The organism is Comamonas sp. UBA7840, from assembly GCF_002501455.1.
Classification (GTDB): domain Bacteria; phylum Pseudomonadota; class Gammaproteobacteria; order Burkholderiales; family Burkholderiaceae_C; genus Comamonas; species Comamonas jiangduensis.
Genome location: NZ_DLTI01000032.1, coordinates 33,710 through 57,903, shown reverse-complemented (window position 1 = coordinate 57,903; position 24,194 = coordinate 33,710). Strand labels below are relative to the sequence as shown.

Annotated in this window: 25 protein-coding genes; 9 read left to right on the top strand and 16 right to left on the bottom strand. The window is 57.1% G+C overall.

Features of this window, described 5'->3' with window-relative positions:
- Window positions 1-3 precede the first annotated feature (3 nt).
- The gene (locus tag B3R00_RS12845; protein WP_286999347.1) at window positions 4-357 is read left to right on the top strand and encodes a recombinase family protein; all 354 of its coding nucleotides are present in this window, start codon (window positions 4-6) and stop codon (window positions 355-357) included.
- Between the two features lie 162 nt (window positions 358-519).
- On the opposite strand, the gene B3R00_RS12840 is transcribed toward B3R00_RS12845, so the two are convergent.
- The 3 genes from B3R00_RS12840 to B3R00_RS12830 form a co-directional block, all read right to left on the bottom strand.
- Window positions 520-705 (bottom strand): CsbD family protein, encoded by a 186-nt coding sequence (locus B3R00_RS12840; protein WP_174863063.1) that lies wholly within the window; start codon window positions 703-705, stop codon window positions 520-522.
- Window positions 706-900: 195 nt separating this feature from the next.
- Window positions 901-1,221 carry a hypothetical protein gene (locus tag B3R00_RS12835; RefSeq protein WP_286999346.1) on the bottom strand — a complete coding sequence of 107 codons (321 nt, stop codon included), beginning with the start codon at window positions 1,219-1,221 and terminating at the stop codon, window positions 901-903.
- Window positions 1,222-1,368: 147 nt separating this feature from the next.
- Entirely contained in the window at window positions 1,369-1,623 is a 255-nt protein-coding gene (locus B3R00_RS12830; RefSeq protein WP_174863065.1) for a hypothetical protein, read from the bottom strand.
- Between the two features lie 112 nt (window positions 1,624-1,735).
- Between B3R00_RS12830 and moaE the strand changes: the two genes are divergently transcribed.
- Window positions 1,736-2,197 (top strand): molybdopterin synthase catalytic subunit MoaE, encoded by a 462-nt coding sequence (gene moaE / locus B3R00_RS12825; protein ID WP_284213455.1) that lies wholly within the window; start codon window positions 1,736-1,738, stop codon window positions 2,195-2,197.
- Window positions 2,198-2,249: 52 nt separating this feature from the next.
- Here the strand turns inward: moaE and B3R00_RS12820 are convergent, their stop codons facing one another.
- The 3 genes from B3R00_RS12820 to B3R00_RS12810 form a co-directional block, all read right to left on the bottom strand.
- Window positions 2,250-2,822, bottom strand: a complete 573-nt coding sequence (locus B3R00_RS12820) for a YceI family protein (protein ID WP_284213318.1) — start codon at window positions 2,820-2,822, stop codon at window positions 2,250-2,252.
- A 132-nt stretch (window positions 2,823-2,954) separates the two neighbouring features.
- Window positions 2,955-3,527: a YceI family protein gene (locus B3R00_RS12815; protein ID WP_286999345.1), complete on the bottom strand. Its 573-nt coding sequence runs from the start codon at window positions 3,525-3,527 to the stop codon at window positions 2,955-2,957.
- Window positions 3,528-3,573: 46 nt separating this feature from the next.
- The gene (locus B3R00_RS12810) at window positions 3,574-4,134 is read right to left on the bottom strand and encodes a cytochrome b (protein WP_286999344.1); all 561 of its coding nucleotides are present in this window, start codon (window positions 4,132-4,134) and stop codon (window positions 3,574-3,576) included.
- A 238-nt stretch (window positions 4,135-4,372) separates the two neighbouring features.
- Between B3R00_RS12810 and clpB the strand changes: the two genes are divergently transcribed.
- The 5 genes from clpB (at window position 4,373) to B3R00_RS12785 (ending at window position 10,998) form a co-directional block, all read left to right on the top strand.
- Window positions 4,373-6,985 carry an ATP-dependent chaperone ClpB gene (gene clpB, locus B3R00_RS12805; protein ID WP_286999343.1) on the top strand — a complete coding sequence of 871 codons (2,613 nt, stop codon included), beginning with the start codon at window positions 4,373-4,375 and terminating at the stop codon, window positions 6,983-6,985.
- Between the two features lie 51 nt (window positions 6,986-7,036).
- Entirely contained in the window at window positions 7,037-7,405 is a 369-nt protein-coding gene (locus B3R00_RS12800; protein WP_286999342.1) for a hypothetical protein, read from the top strand.
- A 180-nt stretch (window positions 7,406-7,585) separates the two neighbouring features.
- Window positions 7,586-9,022 (top strand): coniferyl aldehyde dehydrogenase, encoded by a 1,437-nt coding sequence (locus tag B3R00_RS12795; protein WP_286999341.1) that lies wholly within the window; start codon window positions 7,586-7,588, stop codon window positions 9,020-9,022.
- Window positions 9,023-9,229: 207 nt separating this feature from the next.
- Window positions 9,230-9,751 carry a GNAT family N-acetyltransferase gene (locus B3R00_RS12790; protein ID WP_219163990.1) on the top strand — a complete coding sequence of 174 codons (522 nt, stop codon included), beginning with the start codon at window positions 9,230-9,232 and terminating at the stop codon, window positions 9,749-9,751.
- Window positions 9,752-9,819: 68 nt separating this feature from the next.
- Window positions 9,820-10,998 carry a methyltransferase gene (locus B3R00_RS12785; protein WP_286999340.1) on the top strand — a complete coding sequence of 393 codons (1,179 nt, stop codon included), beginning with the start codon at window positions 9,820-9,822 and terminating at the stop codon, window positions 10,996-10,998.
- 48 nt (window positions 10,999-11,046) lie between these two features.
- Here the strand turns inward: B3R00_RS12785 and B3R00_RS12780 are convergent, their stop codons facing one another.
- Window positions 11,047-11,541 (bottom strand): hypothetical protein, encoded by a 495-nt coding sequence (locus B3R00_RS12780; RefSeq protein WP_286999339.1) that lies wholly within the window; start codon window positions 11,539-11,541, stop codon window positions 11,047-11,049.
- Between the two features lie 202 nt (window positions 11,542-11,743).
- Here B3R00_RS12780 and B3R00_RS12775 point away from each other — a divergent pair, with 202 nt between their 5' ends.
- Window positions 11,744-12,808: a tRNA dihydrouridine synthase gene (locus B3R00_RS12775; protein ID WP_286999338.1), complete on the top strand. Its 1,065-nt coding sequence runs from the start codon at window positions 11,744-11,746 to the stop codon at window positions 12,806-12,808.
- Between the two features lie 150 nt (window positions 12,809-12,958).
- Here B3R00_RS12775 and B3R00_RS12770 read toward each other — a convergent pair whose 3' ends face one another.
- The 9 genes from B3R00_RS12770 to B3R00_RS12730 all read right to left on the bottom strand — a co-directional run bounded on the left by B3R00_RS12770 (window position 12,959) and on the right by B3R00_RS12730 (window position 23,594).
- A complete protein-coding gene (locus tag B3R00_RS12770; protein WP_286999337.1) occupies window positions 12,959-14,743 on the bottom strand; it encodes a phospholipase D family protein in 1,785 nt (594 codons plus the stop codon).
- 68 nt (window positions 14,744-14,811) lie between these two features.
- Window positions 14,812-15,903 carry a bifunctional diaminohydroxyphosphoribosylaminopyrimidine deaminase/5-amino-6-(5-phosphoribosylamino)uracil reductase RibD gene (ribD, locus tag B3R00_RS12765; protein WP_376747657.1) on the bottom strand — a complete coding sequence of 364 codons (1,092 nt, stop codon included), beginning with the start codon at window positions 15,901-15,903 and terminating at the stop codon, window positions 14,812-14,814.
- Window positions 15,904-15,964: 61 nt separating this feature from the next.
- A complete protein-coding gene (locus tag B3R00_RS12760; protein ID WP_286999335.1) occupies window positions 15,965-16,387 on the bottom strand; it encodes a type IV pilin protein in 423 nt (140 codons plus the stop codon).
- 19 nt (window positions 16,388-16,406) lie between these two features.
- Window positions 16,407-19,967 (bottom strand): pilus assembly protein, encoded by a 3,561-nt coding sequence (locus tag B3R00_RS12755; RefSeq protein WP_286999334.1) that lies wholly within the window; start codon window positions 19,965-19,967, stop codon window positions 16,407-16,409.
- A gap of 55 nt (window positions 19,968-20,022) precedes the next feature.
- Entirely contained in the window at window positions 20,023-20,784 is a 762-nt protein-coding gene (locus B3R00_RS12750) for a pilus assembly PilX family protein (RefSeq protein ID WP_312425793.1), read from the bottom strand.
- A 23-nt stretch (window positions 20,785-20,807) separates the two neighbouring features.
- Window positions 20,808-21,704 carry a PilW family protein gene (locus tag B3R00_RS12745; protein WP_286999332.1) on the bottom strand — a complete coding sequence of 299 codons (897 nt, stop codon included), beginning with the start codon at window positions 21,702-21,704 and terminating at the stop codon, window positions 20,808-20,810.
- A gap of 41 nt (window positions 21,705-21,745) precedes the next feature.
- Window positions 21,746-22,366 carry a type IV pilus modification protein PilV gene (gene pilV, locus B3R00_RS12740; RefSeq protein ID WP_286999331.1) on the bottom strand — a complete coding sequence of 207 codons (621 nt, stop codon included), beginning with the start codon at window positions 22,364-22,366 and terminating at the stop codon, window positions 21,746-21,748.
- Window positions 22,363-22,935, bottom strand: coding sequence for a GspH/FimT family pseudopilin (locus tag B3R00_RS12735; RefSeq protein ID WP_286999330.1), 573 nt, complete (start codon window positions 22,933-22,935; stop codon window positions 22,363-22,365). Before B3R00_RS12735 ends, pilV begins: the two co-directional genes overlap by 4 nt.
- A gap of 59 nt (window positions 22,936-22,994) precedes the next feature.
- Window positions 22,995-23,594, bottom strand: coding sequence for a GspH/FimT family pseudopilin (locus tag B3R00_RS12730; protein ID WP_286999329.1), 600 nt, complete (start codon window positions 23,592-23,594; stop codon window positions 22,995-22,997).
- Between the two features lie 264 nt (window positions 23,595-23,858).
- Here B3R00_RS12730 and rpsO point away from each other — a divergent pair, with 264 nt between their 5' ends.
- Complete coding sequence (gene rpsO, locus B3R00_RS12725; RefSeq protein ID WP_174863082.1) at window positions 23,859-24,125, top strand: 30S ribosomal protein S15; 267 nt, start codon at window positions 23,859-23,861, stop codon at window positions 24,123-24,125.
- Window positions 24,126-24,194 lie beyond the last annotated feature (69 nt).

The window sequence follows — 24,194 nt, the reverse complement described above, 5'->3', positions numbered from 1 at the left end:
TGTATGACTGACGCGAAACCAGAGATTGACGCTGCCATCAGTCGCCGCACGCGCCAGGCGCTGAGCGATGCCAAGGCCCGTGGCGTGCAACTGGGCAAAGCCGGGGCCGACAACATCCGTGCCACGGTCGAAAAGCGTAAAAACGCCGCCGATGCCTTTGCCAAGCTGCATGAAGCGTTGTTTGCCGAATTGGTGGCGCAGGGCCTGACGCACCGCAAGATGGCCGAAGTGCTCAACGAGCGCGGCATTGCTGCCGCCAAGGGCGGGCTGTGGACGCACGGGCAGGTGCAGCGCATCTTGAACCGCTATGCGGATGGGGCGCAGACCCAAGTCAGTGAAAGGACTGACCGCGTGTGAATGGGGTTAGTGTGTGTAAATCAAAAAAAGGAGCACAAGGTGCTCCTTTTTTGTGGGCGCTTTAGCACGACATGACACAGTGCTGTGGTGTGCTGCACTGCGGTGCCGATACGGCGTGCAGCTCGCTGCACTGGATGAGCGTGCCATCGCTAGGCCCGTTGGTTACATCCGCTTTTTGGCGTCTTCTACCGCTTCTTTGACATCGCCCACTTTCCGCTGGGCCAGCCCTTGCGCCTGTTTGGCCAGCCCCTTGGCTTGCTGCTCAGGGCTATCGATCAACTCGCCAGCCTTTTGTTGCACCTTGCCTGCGGTTTCCTTGATCGTGCCGGTGATTTGGTCTTTGTTCATACAGCCTCCATAAAGCGTGAAAACAATAGCGGTCAGCGGTAGCTTGCTGTCCGTTCGAAGGGATAGCGTAACCCGATGAGCGGTAGGTGATGGACGGTCATGAACGCCCCTGCCTGTGCGCGAAGACTGACAGGGGTGGGTAATTTTGGTAGCGCTTTGCGTAGGCCAGATCAGCGTCAAAGCCTGTTTTTGTGCTTATTCCAAAGGTGCAGGCAATTGCGGCGCCCGCCATTCCAGCAGCTCGGCCAGGCGCTGAATCACCCAGCCGGCTTCAGCGGGCGTGACTGGGGCACCTTCGGTAGACAGCGCCGTGTGAAAGCCCAGCAAGATGCCTGCTTCGCTGGAGTTGCCGCTGTGGTAGAGCGTTTGCGCTTGCTCGACCAAATGGCAGGCCAGGTCTTCGCACAGCTCATAGCGCGCCACGACTTCGGCAATCGGTGTCTTAAAAACCCCTGCGCGACTGCGAAACAGGTTGGCAAAGCTTTCCGTGGGTTGGATTTGGCTGGTGTCGTCCATGAGAGATCGTGCGGTACGCGGCGGGGGGGCTGGGTCACACAACCTTTGCTCCGTGGTCGCTGGGCCTGCTGCTACGAAAGTACTGCCAGTGGCTTCGGCTTGGTTGCAACCGTCCAACTGCGGTGGGCGGGGATGTGGGGGTGGTTTTTATTCGGGGTCAAACAGGCGCTCAAAGCGCAGGATGTCAATTTCCAGCTCACAGGTCACCAACTGGCCATTTTTGTCGTCAGCTTTGCGGCGGGCCGAAAACAGGGTGGCGCGGCCCTCAAAGTCAAAATCCGGCAGGTGGATGATGGCGTAGGGGTAGGGCACAAAGCACTGGTGCTCAAAGACCACGCGGTGCTCGTTGCGTGGTGAGGGGTAAAGCATGTACTCCGGGGTATCAATGGTGGGGGTGGCCATAGGTGGTAATTGGTGAGTGCCAGTACGAGCGGGGCGCAATGCTACCGCGATGGCGCTGGCTTTCGTGCGTGTGTGGGCATGCATGCCAGCGCCTGCTGCGACAATCATGGATATGAATGCCCCACGTGTTTTGATCCAGAGCGAAGATTTCGATGTTTCCCGCGAGTTGGCTGCGCTGCGCCAGGGCGATGCGCGAGTCGGGGCGGTGTGTAGCTTTGTGGGCACGGTGCGCGATCGCAATGAAGGCGCCAACGTCTCGGCCATGGAGCTGGAGCATTACCCTGGCATGACGGAAAAAAGCATCGAAGCCATCATTGACCGAGCGGTGCAGCGTTTTGGCATTTACGCCGCCAAGGTGATTCACCGCGTGGGCCCGCTGCAGCCTATGGACCAGATTGTGCTGGTGGCCGTCACCAGCGCCCACCGCGGCATGAGTTTTCAGGCCTGCGAGTTCATCATGGACTACCTCAAGTCCGAAGCGCCTTTCTGGAAAAAAGAGCAAACCCCGCAAGGCGCGCGCTGGGTGGATGCGCGGGTGAGCGATGAGCAGGCGCTGGCGCGCTGGGAAGCATAAAAAAGGGCCCTGTCAGGGCCCTTTTTGGTTTCGTAGAGTGCTCGTGGCGGAATTACTGCTTGACGGCTTCCATCTGCAGCACCAGGCGCACGTTCTTGGCAAAGCCCCAGTCCACGCCGTAGTTCACGCCCCATTGGGTGCGGTCGATGGTGGCTTCAAAGTCGCCGCCGCACACTTCGCGCTTGAGCATGGGGTTGTCGTAGCAGGTGAACTTGTTGGCCTTGATGGTGATGGGCTTGGTTTGGCCCATCAGGGTCAGCTGGCCGGTGACTTCCTTGAGCTTGTCGCCCTCAAACACAAACTTGTCGGAGACAAACTTGGCTTCGGGGAATTTCTCGGTGTTGAAGATGTCTGCGCTCTTCAAGTGCTTGTCAAAGGCGGCGGTGCCGGAGTTCACGGCGTTCATGTCCAGCGTTACTTCTACCTTACCTGTCTTGCCCGCTTTGTCGAACTGCACGGTGCCGCTCTTTTTGTCAAAGCGCACGCGGTTGGTTGAGGCTCCGAAGTGGTCGATCTCAAACGTTGCGAAAGTGTGGGTGGGGTCCACGGTGTATGTGGCGGGTGCAGCGTGGGCGGCGGTAGCCAGCAAACCGGTGGCGGCCAGAGCAATCAGGGTAGAGCGCATGGAAATCTCCTGTGGAAAAGTGAAGCGAAAAATATGAAAAAAAGTAGCTGCTAGCGCATGTTTTGCTTGGCTTTCAGATTCAAAACATCTTGAAAGGCACAGAACACCAGCGCTAGATGCTTCCAAAATGATTTACAGCTTGCCCACGCCGGTCAGTGCCAGCTTGAACTGCACGGTGACCTCATCAGCCACCATGGAGGTGTCGGCCCAGTCGCCGTCCCCGATCTTGAAGGGCAAGCGCTTGAGCGGCAAGGTGCCTGCAGCGGTGGTGGTGGCGCCGGACTGCGTCAGCTGCACGGGCACCGACACCTTCTGGGCGTTGCCCTTGATGGTGAGCGTGCCGTCCACCTGGTATTTGCCGCCGCCCAGGGCCTTGACGGCGCTGGAGTCAAACGTGGCCTTGGGGAACTTGGCAATGTTGAACCAGTCTGTGCCCATCAGATTGCTGTCGGTTTCTTTGCTGCCCATGGTGGCGCTGCCGGTATCCACGGTGAAGTGGATTTTGCTGGCCTCGGGTTTGGCCGTGTCAAAGTGGATTTGCGCGGCAAACTGCTTGAAGTGGCCGTTCAAAGGCACGCCCAGCTGCTTGGCGGTGAAGTGGATGCTGCTTTGTGCAGGCACCAGCGCTTGCTGGGCCATTGCAGCAGTGCCCAGCAAAGCCATGCCGGCCAAAGCTGCTGCGCGGAGGGTGGTCGCGAAATTCATGGTGATGTCCTGGTGACGATCTAACAAATAAAAAAGGGCGTGAGGCTCAGCGTGCTTGGCCTGGCAGCATGCGGCGCAGCAGGCCATCGCGGTCAATCAACTGGTGCTTCAAAGCGGCGGCAATGTGCAGCGCAATCAGTGCGACCAGCGTGTAAGCCGAAATCATGTGCCAGGGCTTGATGGCTTCGGCCAGCGCCGGGTTGGCAGCCACAAAATCGGGCAGTTGCCACACGCCAAACCAGACGATGGGAAAGCCCGCCGCAGAGCTGTAAGCCCAGCCGATCAGCGGTACGGCAAAAAACAGCGCATACAGCAGGTGGTGTACGCCGTGGTGCGCTAGCTGCTGCCAGCGGGGCATGGCGGCGGCCATGGCAGTTGGCAAAGCGGGGGGGCGGTGCGTCATGCGCCACAGCAAACGCAGCACGCTCAGCAACAAAATGGTCACGCCAGCCCACTTGTGCCAGTTGTAGTACTTGAGCTTGGTGGGCGAGAACGGCAGATCCACCATATACCAGCCAAATACCAACAGGCCGATCAGGCCTGCAGCCAGTAGCCAGTGCAGGGCAATGGCGGGCAAGGTGTAGCGTTGCGCAGAGGAAGAGGGCATGAAGGGCAGGAAAGCGATAAAGAGCTGCAGTCTAGAAGCGATCGTCTGACGCAGCATTCAATCGTCTTGAAGACAATCATCAAAAGATTGCAAGGAACTTTTTGTTGCACTGCGCCTCGTCAATAGGTGGGCTTTTGCAGATAGAAGGCATGCGGATTGCACGTGCAAACTATTGAAAAAACATAAAAAGCCCACAGTTGTGAGGGAGTTACAGATTTACCGTTGAAGGAAGCCTTTCATGCGTATCGACAAGCTCACTACCAAATTCCAAGAAGCCCTGGCCGACGCGCAGAGCCTCGCCCTGGGCAATGACCACGCCTACATCGATCCCTTACACCTGCTGGCCGCCATGCTGCGCCAGAACGACGGTCCCAAGGCCCTGCTGCAGCGCGCGGGTGCCAATGTGGCCGCCATGAGCACGGCGGCTGAAAACGCCATCAAGCAGCTGCCCGAGGTGCAAGGCCACGACCAGGTCACCATCGGCTCCGAGCTGGGCAAGCTGATGCAGGCCACGGAAAAGGAAGCCATCAAGCGCGGCGACCAGTTCATCGCCAGTGAATTGTTCCTGCTGGCGCTGGCCGACAGCGACACCAAGGCAGGCAAGATCGCCAAGGAGCACGGCCTGACCCGCAAGGCCATGGAGTCCGCCATCAACGCCGTGCGCGGTGGCCAGACCATGGACAGCGCCGAAGGTGAAAGCCAGCGCGAAGCCCTGAAGAAATACACCCTGGACCTGACCGAGCGCGCCCGCATGGGCAAGCTGGACCCCGTGATTGGCCGCGACGACGAAATCCGCCGCGCCATCCAGGTGCTGCAGCGCCGCAGCAAGAACAACCCCGTGCTCATCGGTGAGCCCGGCGTCGGTAAGACCGCGATTGTGGAAGGCTTGGCGCAGCGCATTGTGGAAGGCGAAGTGCCCGAAACCCTCAAAGACAAGCGCGTGCTGGTGCTGGATATGGCCGGCCTGCTGGCGGGCGCCAAGTACCGCGGTGAGTTTGAAGAGCGCCTCAAAGCTGTGCTGAATGACGTGGCCAAGGAAGAAGGCCGCATCATCTTGTTCATTGACGAAATCCACACGATGGTGGGTGCCGGCAAGGCCGAAGGCGCGATGGACGCCGGCAACATGCTCAAGCCTGCGCTGGCGCGCGGTGAGCTGCACTGCATTGGCGCGACCACCTTGGACGAGTACCGCAAGTACATCGAAAAAGACGCGGCGCTGGAGCGCCGTTTCCAGAAAGTGCTGGTTGATGAGCCTTCGGTGGAAGACACCATCGCCATCTTGCGCGGCCTGCAGGTGCGTTATGAGGCGCACCACGGTGTGGACATTACGGACCCTGCTATCGTTGCTGCAGCAGAGTTGAGCCACCGCTACATCACCGACCGTTTCCTGCCCGACAAGGCGATTGACCTGATCGACGAGGCGGCCGCCAAGATCAAGATCGAGATCGACTCCAAGCCTGAAGTCATGGACAAGCTCGAGCGCCGCATGATCCAGCTCAAGATTGAGCGCGAGGCCATGAAGAAGGAAAAGGACGAGGCTTCGCAAAAGCGCCTGCAGCTCATTGAAGATGAGTTGACCGGGCTGGAGCGCGAGTACGCCGACCTGGAAGAAATCTGGAAGGCCGAAAAAGCCAGCGCCCAAGGCTCTGAGCAAATCCGCAAGGAAGTGGATGCCATCCGCACGCAAATCGAAGATTTGAAGCGCAAGGGCGACTTCAACAAAGTGGCCGAGTTGCAATACGGCAAGCTGCCCGCTTTGGAAAAACAGCTCAAGGAAGCCCAGGCCAGCGAGGCCGATGGCGACGCGCCCAAGCACAAGCTGCTGCGCACCCACGTTGGCGCGGAAGAGATTGCGGAAGTGGTCAGCCGTGCCACGGGCATTCCCGTGTCCAAAATGATGCAGGGCGAAAAAGACAAGCTGCTGCACATGGAAGACAAGCTGCACCAGCGCGTGGTGGGCCAGGACGAGGCGATCTCTGCGGTCTCCAACGCCATCCGCCGTTCGCGCTCGGGTCTGTCTGATCCGAACAAGCCACTGGGCAGCTTCTTGTTCCTGGGCCCCACGGGCGTGGGCAAGACCGAGCTGTGCAAGGCGTTGGCGGGCTTTATGTTCGACAGCGAAGACCATCTGGTGCGCATCGATATGTCGGAATTCATGGAAAAGCATAGCGTGGCACGATTGATTGGCGCGCCTCCTGGCTATGTTGGCTATGAAGAAGGCGGTTACCTGACCGAAGCCGTGCGCCGCAAGCCCTACAGCGTGCTGCTGCTCGATGAGGTCGAAAAGGCCCACCCCGACGTGTTCAACGTGCTGCTGCAGGTGCTCGATGATGGCCGCCTGACCGATGGCCAGGGCCGCACCGTGGACTTCAAGAACACAGTGATCGTGATGACCAGCAATATTGGCTCGCACCTGATCCAAGCGATGGTGGGCCAGGACAGCGAAGACATCAAAGAAGCGGTGTGGGGGGAACTTAAATCCCATTTCCGCCCCGAATTCTTGAACCGTATCGACGAAACCGTGGTCTTCCATGGCTTGGATGCTGCACACATCGAGTCCATTGCCAAGATTCAGCTGCAATTGCTGCAGTCGCGTCTGGAGAAGATGGATTTGCAAATGCACATCAGCGACGCGGCTTTGTCGGAATTGGCTAAAGTAGGGTTTGACCCGGTCTTTGGTGCCCGTCCGCTCAAGCGTGCCATCCAGCAGCGCATTGAGAACCCGCTGTCACGGTCCTTGCTGGAGGGCAAGTTCCCGCCCAAGAGCGTGATCGAGGTGTCGGTGGATCCCGTGCAGGAGCCCGGCGTCTTTAAATTCGGCTTAGGTGCTGTGGCTGATAGCGCGGCTTAAGCCTCCACGGCCAGTACCTCAGGGCGCTGGCCGCATTTGAAAGGCATTGCTTTGAACGACTTTCTGAATTCGCTCACCCGTTGGACCGTGCGCATTGTGCTGTTGATGGTTGGTGTGGCGTTCTTTTTGAGCCTGTTGACGGTCGCTTGCGTGCTGGCTGCGTTTTGGGGCCTGCGTGCGCTATGGGCCAAGCTCACCGGCCAGCCTGTGACGCCATGGGTCATGCCCATGCGTGCAGCCAGCAGCTGGGCCAGCATGTACCAGCGCGCAGGCAGCTTTGGCGGCATGGCCGGTGCTGCCGCGGCCGACAAAGAAGAGGGCGGCGCGCCCTTCACCCCAGCTGCGGGTAGCAAGCGCGGCGGTATTTTGTCCAAAGTGGCAGGCGAAGTCAGCGACGTTCAGGCGCGTGAGGTGCACTGAGGGCACGCTGGCGCATGCCGTTCTTTCTTGATAAGAAGCAGGCCTTAGGCCTGCTTTTTTTCTGTCTGCAGCAACGCGGCCTTCCGCGCAATTAGCGTTTGGTTACCGCGAAGTTGTAACGTGTTGTGGAATTGGGGGATTCCTTGGCGTTTCCCCGATACCGCTCTCTATCATGCCTTTATGAATCAAGCTGATATCCGCGCGTTTTTCGACCAACAACACCAAGCCAGCCGTCAGCATATTGAAGTGCCTGCGCTGGTGCGCAAGGAACGTTTGCTGCGCATTCAGAAAATTTTGCAGGAGCATGGCACGACCTTGGCTGCAGCGGTGCAGGCGGATTTTGGCGTGCGCTCGCCGCAGCTTACCGAAATGGCAGACCTCATGGTGCTGCGCAGCATGCTCTCGCATACCCTGCGCCATCTGCGCCCATGGATGCGCCACCAGCGCGTGTGGACGCCGTTGCACTTGCTGCCCAGCATGGCGCGCATCGAGCGCCAGCCACTCGGTGTGGTCGGCATCATCGCCCCGTGGAACTATCCGCTGCAGCTGGCCTTGGGGCCTGCCATTGCGGCGATTGCAGCGGGCAACCGCGTCATGCTCAAGCCTAGTGAGTTAACGCCCCATACGTCTGCACAGCTGGCCCATGTGATTGGCCAATTTTTTGCACCCGATGAATTTTGTGTGATTCAAGGCGATGCGCAGGTGGCCAGCCAGTTTGCAGGGCTGCCGTTTGATCATCTGGTGTTTACCGGCTCGACGGCTGTCGGCCGCAAAGTGGCGATTGCCGCAGCCCAGCACCTGACGTCCACGACGCTGGAGCTGGGGGGCAAATCCCCTTGCATCCTCGGCACCGATTGCGATATGGAGCAGGCTGCCTTGCGTATTGCCCATGGCAAGCTGCTCAATGCCGGCCAAACCTGTATTGCGCCCGATTATTTGCTGCTGCCGCGCGGGCAAGAGCAGGCGTTTGAGCAGGCCTATCGCAAGGCTGTGGCGCAGCTCTTCCCCGCTATCGCTGGCAACCCGGACTACGCCGCCATCATCAATCAAAAGCATTTCCACCGCCTGCGCGGCCTGGCCCAGCAAGCCGAGAGCCAGGGCGCACATGTGCAGTGGCTGGAGCCTGCGCAGACTGCTGCCTCCTCTGCTGCGCCCGGCTGGGGAGATGCGGTGCAGCGCCAGATGACACCGGCACTGGTGTGGAACGTGCATTCCGGCATGGACATCATGCGCGAGGAAATTTTTGGGCCGCTGCTGCCAGTGATCAGCTATGACCGGCTGGATGACGTAATCCAAGCGATCAATGCGGGGCCACGGCCTTTGGCGCTGTACTGGTTTGGCAAGGATGAAAAGCTGCGTGACAGCGTGTTGCGCCGTACCGTGAGCGGGGGTGTGACGGTGAACGATACGCTCATGCACGTGGCGCATGACAACCTGCCTTTTGGTGGTGTGGGCCCCAGTGGATGGGGGGCATATCACGGTGAGCATGGTTTTTTACGCTTTTCTCACCAAAAGTCGGTCTTTTTACAAGCAAAATGGAGCCCTGCCTCTTGGCTGTACCCGCCGTACGGAGCCAAGTTTGAGCGCGTCATGGCGCTGATCAAACGCTTGGGTTGAGCGTTTGCCACTCTCCAGCTGCTTGCAACAAGCAGCTTGCTATAGGCCGTTGCAACGGCCTAGCACATCCTTTTTCTGCGGGCAAGAAACCTTTGACAGCCGTACTCGCTTAAATGGCTACAGCGAGCAGGCATAAGCGAAGTTCGCGTTTTCACTGACAATTGCGGACTTTCGTTTTCAACACCTAGTTTCCGTTTCGGTTTTTCCATGTCTAATTACCAGGTCCGTCCTGCAACGCTTCGCGATGCGAAGGCGATTGCACAAATCCACACCGCTTCTGCTTTGGAAGCCTACCGTGGCATCGTGCCTGACGACCAACTGAAAGCCATGTCTTCCGTCGAGAAGCGTCAAGCTTACTGGCGTGAGGCGATCGAATACTGCGAGCCCCAAGTGCATGTTGCCATTGACGGCGACAAGATCGTAGGCTTTGTTGGTTTTGACCGTTCCCGTGACGAAAAATCTCGCCAGACCACTGGCGAGGTGTGGGCCATCTATGCGGCCCCTTCGCACTGGAACAAAGGTGTCGGCGTGACGCTGTGGGATGCAGCCCGCGAAGGTCTGCAAGAAGAAGGCTGTACCAACGTGACCGTTTGGGTGCCGCTGCGAAATGAGCGTGCTTTGCGCTTCCATGAGATGGCTGGCTTCAAGCGTGAAATGTCGACCGCCAAGACCACCCCAGTGGGCGGTATCAAGATTGAGGAAATTCGCTTAAAGCGTCCCTTAAACTAATTGCCGCCTCACGGCCCGCTTCGGCGGGCCGATTTTTTTGTATTTCGACTCTTCACAGAAAGCACCACATGCTGCAATGGCAACACCAAGGCATTGACCACCAAGCTGCTTGGCGCAGCGAAAGCGGCCTGCCCGCGCCACGGCGTGTGGTCGTGGCGGACGACACCATGCCCGCCGATACCGCTTACCGCCTGGCCTGCGAAGGCACCGCCTTGCTGTGGCAGGGTGATTTTCACAATGCCCGCCTGTTGCTGGATGCGCTCAAGCGCCGCCTGGACAAACCTGCGGGCAAAAGCACCGCCAAAGTACGCAAGCAACTGCGAGCGTCTAGCCAGCAAGCGGCACAAACCCCGGCAGAGGCTTTTCACCACTACCGCATGGCACAAGGCCAGCGCGCGCGCGTGCTGGGCAGCATCCTGATTGCGCTGCAGCCGGACTACAGCATCGCACTGCGCCGCGCACCTGATTGGAAAGTGGCTTGCACCGAGGCTTGGGGCGCGCCCACAGCGGATGCCGCCGTGCAAGTGCTGACGCTGCGCGAGTTGCTGGGCGTGGTGGGGGCGCACGAGTGGCGCAAAAAAGGGGTGGCCATGCCCGTGCTGGGCAAGGAAGCGCGCATCTACCCGCATTACGGTGTGTTCTCGCCCGTGCGTGGCGAGTATGTGGCGCTGGTCAATGAGGCACCTTTGCCTGAAGGTGCGCGTGAGCGCGCCTTTGATATTGGTACCGGCACCGGCGTGCTTGCGGCGCTGCTGGCCAAACGCGGTGTCAAGCAGGTAGTGGCCACCGATATGTCGCCCCGTGCGCTGGCTTGTGCGCAAGACAATATTGCGCGCTTGGGTCTGAGTGACCGGGTGCAGCTGCAGCAGGTCGATTTGTTCCCCGAAGGGCAGGCGGCGCTGATTGTCTGCAACCCTCCATGGTTGCCCGCTCGCGCAGTCACCACGCTGGAGCATGCGGTGTACGACGAGAACAGCGCCATGTTGCGCGGTTTTCTGAATGGCTTGCGCGCGCACCTGACGCCCGAGGGCGAAGGCTGGCTGATTTTGTCGGACCTGGCAGAGCACCTGGGTTTGCGCAGCCGCGAAGAGCTGATGGGCTGGATCGATGCGGCAGGCCTGTATGTGGTCTACCGCATGGATACTGAGCCGACGCATGGCAAAGCGCAAGATACCAGCGATGCATTGCATGCAGCACGCGCGGCAGAGATGACTTCGCTGTGGCGTTTGAAAGCCAAGGTGGCCTGAACCCACCTGCATGCATACGGGCGGACATACGTGCCTGCGCCTGGAGGCTTAACTGGTCTCCAGGCTGCGTTCGGGCAGCATGTGCATCAGCTGCTGGCGAATGGTTTCTGCACGCTGTGCGCCAGCATGCATTTGAATGGCCAGCAGAAGTTCGTCGCGCACTGCCAGCATGCTGTCGACGTCGCGGGCTTCACGCAGCCGTTGGCGCAGATGTTGGGCGGTGTCGTGGGCACGGTTGGCAAACATGCGCTCACACAGATCAAACATATACATGCGCAGCCCTGCCAGGCTGATGGTTGGTGCGGAGGCTGGGGCACCAGCAGTGGCTTCGGCTGTGGGCGCTGCAGCGTAGTTGGCGGCTTGCAAGTAACCGGCATGCAGCAGTTGCTCCACCAGCGCTGCGCCTTCACCGTGGTACATGGCTTGCAACTGATGCAGCGGTGTGCCTTCTGCCAGCAGCAGCATGGAGCGCTCGCGCAGGCCCAAGCTGCGCTGGCCAGGGGCGAGCTCAGACTGTGCCTTGGTGGTGCGCTGTAAAAACATGCAGGCTATTGCACCTGCAGCTTGTGACAGCCCCGTGAAACCACCGGCAAAGCCGCAGCAAGCTTGCGACAATACACGTGACCGGGGCGGTGAAGTGGATGTTTGTTCTTTTGAAAAGCATAGCTTGCAGCGCTTGATACATAAGCGCTAGAAGCCTTTTTTATACCTAAGTGCCATCCCGTGAAGACGTGGTGAAATTTACATGCGACTGCTTTTGGCCCCGATGGAGGGCTTGCTCGATTTTGTCTTGCGCGATGTGCTGACCCGTGTGGGCGGCGTGGATCGCTGCGTCTCAGAGTTCATCCGCGTCAGCGGCTCCATCCTGCCGGATCGCGTCTTTCTGGGTTATATGCCCGAGCTGCTCAACGGCAGCAAAACCTTGGCAGGCGTGCCGGTGCGCGCACAACTGCTGGGCTCTGACCCGGATTACATGGCTGCGAATGCCGCCAATTTGGCGCGGCTGAACCCTGAAGGCATTGACCTGAACTTTGGCTGCCCGGCCAAAACCGTGAACCGCCACGGCGGAGGCGCCTCCATGCTGCAAGACCCGGAAAGCATTGCCAAGCTGGTGGCTGCTGTGCGCCAGGCCGTGCCTGCGCATTTGCCGGTGTCCGCCAAAATGCGCATGGGGTTCAACGACAAAAGCTTGATGCGTGAATGCGCGCTGGCCATGGTGGAAAACGGTGCCTGTGAACTGGTGGTGCATGCGCGCACTAAGGTAGAAGGCTACCGCCCGCCCGCCTACTGGGAGCTGATTCCGGACATTAAAGCCGTGGTGAAGGTGCCGGTGGTGGCCAATGGCGAGATCTGGACGGTGCAAGAAGCACTGCGCTGCCGGGAGCAATCAGGGTGTGACGATTTGATGCTGGGGCGCGGCAGTGTGGCAGACCCCGGGCTGGCGCTGGCCTTGCGTGCGGGAATGGCGCAGGGCACACCACCTTCAGAGGCAGTACCCGCTGAGATTGCGCCAGCGGTGCCGTGGGCTGCGATGCTGCCTCACCTGCAGCGCTTTTGGTGGCTGGTGTGCCGCGATCTCACGCCCAACCAGCGTGCGGGGCGCCTGAAGCAGTGGCTGAACCTGATGCGCCGCCGCTACCCTGAAGCGGAAGTCGCCTTCCAGAGCGTGCGGGTGCTGACGCAGCAAAGCCTGGTGGCTGACTGGCTGGAGCAAGAGTGTGCGCGCTACGGCGCAGACTTTGTGCTGCATAAAAATGAGCTGTCAGCGTACGTAGATCGTATGCCTGAAGGTATTCCTGCACTGAATTGAAGCGCTGACCAGCGCTGGCTGCTCTCACTATGAAAGCGGCGGGCTGTGCCCGATGCGCTTGGGGCATGCACACAACGCATTGCCGGCGTGGCCGGCATTACCGGTGCTGCATGGTGTGCCGCAGCCAGGCCCGTGAAGCTGGCGACGGTGTTACAGCAGGTGGTCGGGTGCCAGCGGGCCGATTAGGTGAATCATCATGCGCAGCGGCAAGCTGGCGTCGGGTTCGCGGGTTTGGTCGCCCCAGTCGCTGCCTTGGGGCGCACGCCAGACGAGCCCGTGGGCAGTGTCTTCCACCAGCCAAGCGGCTTCTTGCAGGCTGGCTTCAATGTTGGCGGTGGCCTCCTGCGCCAGTTGGCGCGAGGCAATCAGCAGGGCAATTTCGGTGTTCTGCAGCTGGGAGCGCAAGTCCAAATTCATGGACCCCACCACGGTAAGCTTGTGGTCCAGCACCAGTATTTTGGAATGCAGCATGGCGCGCGAGCCGCCTTGCGAGCCAGTGATGGTGCCCGCGGTGCCGCGCAGCGTGCCGGTGCCCACGCGGCCGTCCTGCAGGCTGCGCAGCTCATACAGCTCAATGCCGAGCGCCAGCAGTTCTTTGCGGTGCCGTGCGTAGCCCGCATGCGCCAGCGGCGCATCGTTGGAGGCCAAGGAATTGGTCAGAATGCGCAGCCGTATGCCGCGTTCGCGCGCGCGTGCAAAGGCACGCTTCATATCGTTGCCCGGCACAAAGTAGGGCGAGACGATCAAAACGTCAGACTGGGCTTGGTCAATCAAAGCCAGCAAGCCGCTGACCACGTTCTCCTGGGCAATGACGGGCGTCATCACCTCGCGCAAAGCCTGGCGGTTGGTGGAGTGGATGGCCCCCGATGGAGGCAAGGCGCCGGGCGCCAGTTGCTGGGCCAGGGTGGTGGGGGCTGAGGGCGGCTCATCCACCGCAGGCTCGGGCGCCAGCTCCTCAGACACCATCCCCTCCGGCGGGGAGTCTTCCGGCGGCGGCAAAATTTTTCCCGGCGCATCGGCCAGCACCAAGGATGGCGCCCAGATCCAGGTTATCGCCGCCAAATTCATGGGGGGCAAACTGGCCGTTTTGCTGGTCTGAATGGCGGTCTGGATCAGTGCGGCTTCGTCTTCGTGGTTGTCCGGGGTGCGGCGCAGTTGGAGCAGTTGTTGCTCGGAGATGAGCGCGCTGACCGGGTAGGCGCGTGCGTCATTCCAGTAGCGGTCAAAGCTGGAGGACAACTGGCGCACGGCATCGCCTGCCGCCATGATGTCTAGGTCAATGAAGTTGTCGCTGTCCAGCGCATCAAAATAGGCATCGCCCAGATTGCGCCCGCCGGTAATGCCGATGGTGTTGTCCGCAATAAACAGCTTGTTGTGCATGCGCTGCTGGGTGCGCTGAAAGTCAGCCAGCGTCGAGAGCGCCCGCATCACGGTGGAGCCACGCGGCCCGGCCAAGGGGTTGAACATGCGCATCTCAATGCCCGGCACAAACGCCAAGCGCATGATTTGCGCATTTTTGCCTGCGCCATGGAAGTCATCCAACAGCACGCGCACGCGCACACCGCGCTCAGCGGCTTGCACCACAGCCTCCAGCAAGCGTGCGGTACTGGCGTCGGCGTGGATCGCGTAGTACTGCAAGTCCAAGGTTTGCGTGGCAGATTGCACCAAGGCCAAACGGCTGGAAAACGCGGCATCGGCGCCGCCCAGCAAGGCAAACCCTGTGCGGTACGCCGTGCCGCTGGCCTGCCGCTGCGCTTGCACCATTTGCCCCAGCGGGGTTTGCGAGGGCTGTGCCAGTGCATAACTGGCGCTGCGCGGCGGCATGGGCGGCAAGCTGCCGCAGGCACTGAGTGCAAGCACCGCAGCACACCAGCAGGCTGTGAGAAGGTGGCTGCGCCAAGGGAAACGCATGTGCGCCAGAGGCAAGATGGACATGGCTCAGGTATAGCGGTGCGCGTAAAGCGCACATGTCGGACGTCAGAGGGTTTGACGGTGGTTAACGGCTAAAACTGATCGCGCGCCGCCACACGAGCCACGATGCGCAAATCGTCACCGATGCGCGCGACATCGTGCCACTGCAAAGGTGTGGCTTGGGACAGCGCTTGCAGCGGGCCAAACTGGGCCATGCCCATGGCGCCTGCACCCAGCAGCTTGGGTGCCATGTACAGCAGCAAGTCGTCGACCAAGCCCTCCCGCAAGAAGGAGCCGTTGAGTTTAAAACCTGCTTCGACATGCAACTCGTTGGTGCCCCGAGCGCTCAGATCACGCAGCATGGCTGCCAGATCGACCTTACCCGCCGCGTTCGGCATAGCAATAACTGTAGCGCCTAGCGCCTGCAAAGCCTCAGTTTTAGATGGGTTAGTACTTGAAGTGTAGATGGTGCAACCGCTGGCTGCTTTTAAAACATGAGCATCCAGCGGCATGTCCAGCTTGCTGTCTACCACCACCACTTTGGGCTGGCGTGGGGTGGCAACCTCGCGCACATTCAGGCGTGGATTGTCTTCCAGCACAGTACCAATTCCTGTGAGCACGGCACAGGCGCGTGCGCGCCACGCGTGGCCATCGGCACGCGCTGCAGGCCCGGTAATCCACTGGCTTTGACCATTGTGCAAAGCGGTGACGCCATCCAGTGAGGTGGCTGCCTTCAGCCGTACCCAGGGCGTGCCGCGCACCATGCGGCTGAAAAAACCGATATTGAGCTCACGCGATGCTGCACCTGCAGCATCGTCCATCTCCACTGCGACGCCAGCCGCGCGCAACTTGGCAAAGCCTTGCCCGGCCACCTGCGGGTTCGGATCGGTGATGGCGCCGACCACCTTGGCGATGCCGGCATCGATCAACGCGTTGCAGCAGGGGCCTGTGCGTCCGGTGTGGGAGCAGGGCTCCAGCGTGACATAGGCCGTCGCCCCACGGGTGTCATAGCCTTGCGCCGCGGCATCGCGCAGCGCCATGACTTCGGCATGCGGCCCACCGGCTTGCTGGGTGAAGCCTTGACCAATCACTTGGCCTTGGGTATTGACTAAAACGCAGCCAACACGCGGGTTGGGATTGGAAATGAAAAGCGCCTGACGGGCCAGGTCAAGCGCTTGTTGCATGTGAGCAGATATAGGCGTTAGTTCAGTCATGGCGACTGGATGGTAACGCACTGAAAGAGTCTTAGCGGCTCCAGCAATCTGTAGCAGTCATATTGCTACCAGCAGGCCTGTTCGTGATATTGCGCTCTCCGGTGTGTGTCAAGGTGAGAGTGCCGCATCGGTCATTGCGTTGAGCACCTGCTTTTGGGGTGGCTGTGAGCGTAAAAGTGGCGTTGGTATTGTTGGCTGCAAAACCTATCGTATAGCGCTTGGTGTTGTCATTGGCCCAGGTCAGTACGGCTGGTAAGGCAGTGGGATACACCCCATTGGCCGTTGCAGCACGCTCCAGCCATAGTTGTGTTTGCAAAAGCCCTGCGCGCGCATCTGCACGGTGCCCGCGCATGACGTACTCGGTATAGCTCGGGTAGGCCACGGCACCTAGGATGCCGATGATTGCCACCACAATCATCATCTCGATCAGCGTAAAGCCTTTATTTTTCTGCATGATTTTGATTGGTATGTTTTTATTTCAACTGGCGCCAGCTTGGGCGCATAGATTGCTCTGGCATACGGGCTAGGTTGAATGAGTCACCCTTGCCGTAGTCCGTGGACTGCTGAACTTGTCCAATGATGCGGTGTGCACCTTTGACGACACGCATGCGAGAGACACCATGATCCGCGCTCAGGTCGTAGAAGCCATCGCCATTCATATCCATCAACTGCACGGACGGGCGTTTGCCGTCCATGATGTTGAGCATGGTGAGGAATTGGCGCTCTTCGTCCACGGCGGATGCCTCGCAGCTCTCTACTGCCTGGTTGATGTTGGAACCTTTCGCGGGGACTTGGGTGTACACCGCCAGAATATTGCTACCGTCATACAAGCTCATGGGTTTGAGTAGACGCTCACCAGTGGCTGGCAAGTCTAGGTACCAGCCACGCTGGGTATTCCAGTTTACAGAAGGGCTGCCTGTGGCACTGGTTGGGTCAATTTGCCAATATTCACGCCCTTCGCTTTTGCCTTGTCCCTTAAAAGCGTCGCCGACTTTTTGCTGTGCCAGCAAGGTTTGTTTGGATTCACTGTTCAGGCCTGTACCCAGCGGTGTGGGAGCGGGGATGGATTTGCTGCTGTCGCCCGGGTGTACGGATACATAGCTTTGTTTGTCGTCTGCGTTGATCGCCACGGTATAGCGAGTGTTGTCGAGCACAGAATACAAAGTCTGACTATCGGTATTGTCGGGGTCTGAATTGGTTACGTTGCGGCCAGTTCCGAACGCCACCATCATGCCGCCCACGAAGAGTACTTTTTGGTTGGTGCCGGTCCCTGTTACGGTGGTGCGATCGTTGGCTCGAACGGTGGGGGGGGCTGTAATGGGCTGCACCAAAGTACGGGTAGCTGGTGAACCTGCAGTGCCGCCACGGGCAGTAAAGAGCGGGTCTCCGTTAAAAGCCACTCCCCAGGTGTTGGAAGACTTGCTGGCGATCATGAACTTCCACATATTGCCTTTGAGATCCCCTGCATACACCACATCCGGGCGGCCATCGTTGTTGATGTCCACCAAACGAGGGGCTGACAGGCCATTGTCATTGACGTTGGCGCCCGTGGCATTGGCGGCTGTGGCAGGCAGGCGCAGCAGCTCTTTGTTGCCATCCAGATACTGAATCAGCAGGACGGGGCGACCGTTTTTGCTGTTGTAACCATTGCCCATGATGGCCGCCCAACGGTTGTTGTTGAGCAGTGTGATTTGGCCTGTAACTAGAGGGTTGCTGTCATCGGTGCTGGGCGTTGCAAAAATATGTCCGATATCAGCGTTGGCAGTGTTGACACACGCGGTATCGTCGGTTGCGGTGGTGCTGCAGTTGATGGTTTCCTCGCTGTGCAGCGTTTTGTCCATGACCACCAGTGCGCTCGCATTGTTTTCTGAAAAATTGGAGGGATTGGTCACATCCAGAACGAAATAGCCTTTTCCTCCAGCACCCAAAGCACTAACCAGCATAGTGCGCCAAGCGGGCGTGTGTGAGGTGCTGTTGCGGTCGTTGATGTCCACATCACCAGACATGGGCGAGCCATCGACGAAGTAGCGGTGGTTGTCGTCAAACGAAGGCCAGGTCAGGCGCGTTAGGTTAGCTTGCACGGCGCGGGGTACGTAGGCAATTTTTTCGGTTCCGTCTTCCACCGAAAAACCATGCAACATACCGTCGTTACCACCCACATAAATCATGGGTAGCCTGTTCTTTTGATCTGCCGTGAACTTGGCATAACCAGTCAAAGCGTAATTGCTGACAGGGGTGCCTGTGTACCATACATTGGAATTGACGATGTCGCCTTGCCGGCTTTGGCGGTTACGGAATACGCCATTGCTATTGGCGAGTTCCAGGGTGCGGTCGCCACGCAAATAGTTCAGTCGTTGCTCGCCCTTTGTGTCCACAGAGGTGTTGGCGCTGCAATTGGCGGTAATCGTGCTGTCAGGTTTGACATTGAAGCATTTTTGTTGCGCGGTACTCAGGTTGGACCAGCGAAACGGTATGCCAGCGGGCTGTGTACTGCTGTCATTCAAGGTCACGATGACACGGTTGGAGGGCGAGGTCGCATCAAGAATTTGCGCAGTGGTTTTGCTTCCCCATAAATCCGTTTGCCCCGTGAGCTCTAGCTTGACGCCCCGCACCTCGCCTTTCCACGCTTCTTTCGGTAAATTGCTTGTAATAAACATACCCACGGGCTTATCTTGGTAAGACATACCACTGATAGCGGCGGAACTGCGATCAGGCTCAGCTTGGGTGTTAATAACACCAATAATTTCACGGAATGCCTTCTCTAAATCTTCTCCCTTAGAAACTGCATAAAAACGTCCCCGGCCGTTGATGGCCGCATGCCACAAATCAAGAGCACGTCTGTTTTCATTATTCATTTCTGGCCAAACAGCAGTTCCATTGACGAAGTTAGGAAAACTTCCGTCGTAGCCGAAGGGAGTTGTTTCGCTGGGCCTTTGTATGCTGGATGCGCCAGGCCATGTGATAGCTTCATCGCTAAAGCCAATCGTGTAGGTGACCAGATGAGGCCAGTTGGCAGGGTTGTATTTAGGATTCCAATATTTATCTATTTTTACATTGCCAATAACTTCGCTGTCAGGAGCTTTTCTGTAATCGCTCGAGAGTGATATTTGCTTTTTTGAGTTAGAAGCATCATAGATGGATGGTTGTAAATTGTTGGACCAACTATAAAAAGCCCAGTCTGATAATGTGTTGGTGTAGTTGTCGTAATAAACCCGTGTTTGGCTTGAGTTGGCAGTATATTGGGTTCCATCTGGGAGTTGTGTCGATTGGCTTTCCTGATTTCCTCCAGACGCAGTGCCGTTCCAGCGGCCGTCTGTCATCATAATGTGATAGTTGCGCCGGCAGCCCAAAAATTCTTTGCTGAGAGCATCGTTCCCTCCTGGGTTAGTGGCCCAAGGTCCGCCTACAACAGGATTGCCGTTGCTTTTGGTGCGCAGATAATCATCCGCTTGTTTAAACATTAAGTGGGAAGGAGTGCCATTTTGAGGTAGCAAGTAATCTACAAACTCAATGAAATTTGAACGATGTGTAGCATCGAGTATTTTCATACTGTTTTTGTTGCCACTTCCTACATTATTTGCTCCAGGGGTTTTATTTCTCCCTGGGTTTTCCTGGCTACCACCGTACCAGTAATCTAAGTCATTGTATTTTTTTACGGAATTTCCATTGTTCCACATTGCTTGCCAAGAAAGACGTATTTTTTTATCAGGCAATAAAGACTGGTCGGTAAATACTTGCTTTAGAGCATATTTTAATACGTTCATGCGCCTGCTAGATGCAGGCCAGGTTCCATCATTATTTGGAATTGTCGTGTTGTTGGCACCCGTGGCGTTCGCAGCATTCAGGCGAAACCCCATACTCCCTGAGTCATCAATAGAGATAATCACATTGGGTGCCACATAAGGGTCTACAGTACCAGGCGGAGACTGGGCAAGGTCTAAAGCATGGGCGTAATACGGCGTGAAAATAGCTGCAACCGCGAGTGCCAGTAAGGACTTGCGAAAATAGGGGCTAACAACGACTGTGTGAGACATGGCGGGCTCCTGCAAATCAAAATATCTAAAAATCAGAGTCGGCGGGCAAAGGGCTTCAGTCTTTGCGTCTTTGGCGTGCATAGGTTTGCTGCAGCACCACCATCGTGTTGGATTTAAGTCCATGCGAAATTGCAGTGATGCGATACACCACATAGGTATCAAGGCTGATATCTAACAGGTAGCTGGTGTTATTCGGAATCAAACCACTGCTATTGGCATTTTTGATATATGGCAGAACCTCAATCCAATACCAGCCGCCTCTACCTTCACCTCGTTCGGCTAATATGGGATTGCTTGCGGCGCCTGTGGTTGCTCCCGTGTATTGACCATAACGTGCTCCTACGGGAGGAAGGTTGTTGGCAAGGCCGATGCCTTCCATTTCTGCCAACGTGATGCCTTTTTTGGGGTCCGCGTTGTTCCAAAAATCTTGTTCAGAGGTGCGTTTGACGCAAAGGGCATTGCGGCACTTGGTTGTGCCGCCGTTGGTGTCAAGATGTGCTAGGAGTGTGCCAATGTCCTGATCTTCAGCAGGGGGGCGCTCAATGCCGTTGCCTCTACGGCAGACGTTCTCATCCTTGTCATTGATTGCACAGGCTTGGCCGTTTGCTTGTTCGCGGCGAATGTCCAGTTCTGCATCTTGCAGCAGTGCCTGAGCAGCCTCGAATGCACGCTGATAATCTGCATCGTTTCCCACGATGATCTCGTTGAACCATGCGGTACGCGAAGCCCAGAGCGCAAGCAGCATGGAAAGCATGACGAAAATAATTACCACAAACAACGCGACGCCACGTTGATGGGGTGAGGCTGATTTATGCATGAGTGGCATGGATGATGCGAGCCTTAACTGCTGGTTTGCAAGAGACCTTGGCTGCGTAATTGAAAAACTGAGCGAAATGTCTTGTGCATCCGCCGGTTACGCGGTTGTTCTAGAGCGGTCATATCAACTGTGGCAATAACTCCGTCTGCTGAAGGGCAGTCTGTATAGCTGCTGCCTGCTGGCATATCTATGACTTCATTGCCGTAAAGCACCAAACACACCTCTACTGCAAAGACTTGGGCCCAGCGCCCATTGACTGTTGCTGCATTCATATATTGCATTTGGGGATTACCGTGGGGCGTGGTTTGCATGAGGTAGCGGACTTGAAAGTTGGCCACGTTATCCACGATTGGCTGGGTATTGCCTTCGCCAGCACAAGACAGTGTGTTGTTGCGTAAAACAAAACGACTGAGAATGCGGTCATTGCTGCCTTGTTCACCTAGACAGTTGCGTAGCAAGGACTCGCGGTTGTTATTGGCTGCAGATGCAATATGCAGTTGCTCGGTGTAGTTGCGATAACCCACGGTGAGCTGAAACTGATTGGTCCCTGGCGCATCAACTCCTTGGAGGATGTCTAGGTTGGGGTTGAACCCTGGAGCTTGGGTTTCAAACGCTACGAGGTCGGTAATCTCTATAGCTGCACCATCTGTTTTTTGTGCCGCTAAGTTCAGACGCATAGAGCCAGCTTGTCGTAATTGTTGGGCAAGCACACGAAAAGCATAGGCTGATTGCTGCTGTAGCAAACTGGAATCGCTGACGGTTGCAGTGACACTACGTGACGCCATCAGAGCGCCCATGGCGACGGCTACTGTGAGCAACCCAATCGCGATACCAACCATCAACTCGACAAGAGAGAGCCCTTTTTGTTGTTGACGTTGGCACCTGTTGGTGGTCATGGTGGCATAAAGTGGTGCACGCATAGAAATGGTCTTGTGGGCAAAGTGCTTGGTGCTGAAGTCAGTCAGGAGCCAGGGCAGAAAGTTTGCACATTACTTCCTGCGAAATAAGGAGCGCAACGGGCCATTACGGGTAAAAATTGCAGGTGGCAAGTTTGATTGGCTGGACAGCTTTTGTTATCCCCTGCACCGCCTCCGGTGCTGGCATCCAGTGGTGTGCGGTAGTCATCGTTTTGAGAACTTTCGTTTTCACGCCAACTGACCATGACGCCAAGTTGTCGTCGGTTATTGTCAGATGCCTCGTCATCAGAAGTGAAAACGCTGGCGTTTCCGTTGGGTAAGGTGCTAGCAACCTGAGTTTTCCATTGTGCTAAGTCAAACTGCGAAAGGTTTGAGCTGTCGCAAGCAGAGTCATTGCATCGAGTGTTGACTTCTGGCTCGTCGGCCCAAGTCGTGAGGTAGTTGCCTGTATTGAGAAAGGCGTTCGGATTGGCCATCATTCGTTCGTTGAGATCCTCAATCAGGCGAATCGCTTGAGCGCGGTAGAGGCTGGTTTGTGTGTTGGTAAGTGTGCGCATTTGCACACCAAGAATTCCCAAAATACCCAATGCCATCACGACAATAGCCACCAAGGATTCCAATAAGGTGATGCCGCGTTGTAGAGCGCGTGGAGCATGTGTTTTCATTTTTTTGGGCAACTGCTGTCGTTGATAAGGCGAATGCGTCCTCCGGAACTCATGCAAAGTGTTTGGATGGTTGCTGATGAGATCCCAGTGGTTTCTGGGCTGAGTGTGAAGCCTTTGGCATTCAGGCCGCTGGCCATTCCAAAGCGATCAAACTTGATATTGTTCCCTCCGGAGGTGTGCATTACGTTGACATTTCCATTGAGGGCGACTTCGTGCAGTTTGGGCTCATTAACATTCCATGAGCCATTGCCATTCGTATCTGCATAAATAAACCAGCCACACCCCCATGCTTGGTTGGTACTCGCGTTTTGGCAGCCTTGCGCGGCAGTATCATTTTTGCGTATTCCAATATTGCCGCCTCGTTGAATGGCTAGAGAGCGTGCAAGGGTCAGTGTGGACTCTAGGCTTCGCGTGGTTTGCAGAACCTGCCAGCGCTCGTGTATCTCTCGAAACTGTGGCAGCCCTAAGGCCAAGAGAATGGCAGTGATAGATAAAACGGTCAGCAGCTCAACCATGGTGACACCGCTGGAAGACGTGTAGGTGCTATTCATGACGAAGAAAGTGATCATTTGCAATCTTTCATCTATAGCAAAAGTATTTCGAGGATGGGCGGTTTAAGGACTGTCGGTTAAGCGTTGCAATTGGCGGAATTTTTGATTTTGCGCAAGTGACCGCCAGCGCTGATGCAAAGTCTTTGGGTATCTGCATTGGGCTGTGATAAAGGGCGCGCGTCAAAGCTAAAGATGCTGCTGTTTTCTAAACCTGCCAAGGACAATACGCCCCAGCGATCAATCAAGATGGTGTTGCTATTGACCGACGCAGCGATGGCGAGGTTGGTGTAGTTGTGGCTGAACGGGCGCAGTGTGGTGTTTTCCTCGCCTGCATTAAATGCATCGGCAATCCCGTCCTGATTGGTGTCAATGATTAAAGTCCAGCCGCATTGCCATTCGTTGTCGGCAGCAGCACAGCTGTCGCTGCTAGGAGTGCGTATCAGAGAAATTCCGCCGCCCCGGCGAATACTTTCGGAGCGTGCGTAAAACAAGGAAGACTCCAAGTCTGCAATGGCTTGATTGGCTTGCCAGCGCTCCCTCAGTGGGGTAAAGCTGGGAACGGCAATACCCAGCAAAATAACCAGTACAGCCAGCGTCACCATGAGTTCAACCAAGGTGAACCCTTGCTGCGAAGGTGCGGGCTTTTGAAAATTTTGAGAGCAACGAGCGAGATGCATAAAACAACCTTAAAGATGTATGGCTTGGTAAAGAGTGGCTGACTGACTAGTGGCTATAAATGAGGAGATAGGTGGTAGTTGCTGTATCAATAGATTGATTCGTTTGCTGGCTGTGGACTTACATGCTGCTAAGTGGAATCCGCTACAATAGCCAAGTTTTGCATGGTGCAAGACGCACGCCGCCGGCCCTTCCAGCCCACGGCGCAAGTAACCTAGGTGCTTGGGGTTCAAACTCCTCACGCCACCACAGACAAGGAAAACAAAATGATCGCTGCCGATAAGAAGGCTGAAGTTGTTAAGGCTAACGCTCGTTCCGAAAACGACACTGGTAGCCCAGAAGTGCAAGTAGCACTGCTGACAGCACGCATCAACGAACTGACTCCCCACTTCAAAGCAAACGCTAAGGACCACCACGGTCGTCGCGGTCTGCTGCGCATGGTGAGCCGTCGTCGCAAGCTGCTGGACTACCTCAAGGGCAAGGACGCAGAGCGTTACACAGCTTTGATCGCGAAGCTGGGCCTGCGTAAGTAAGCACAGTGCAAGATCAAAACGCCTGAGTTAGACCGTCTAGCTCAGGCGTTTTTTACTTTGGAGTTGGTG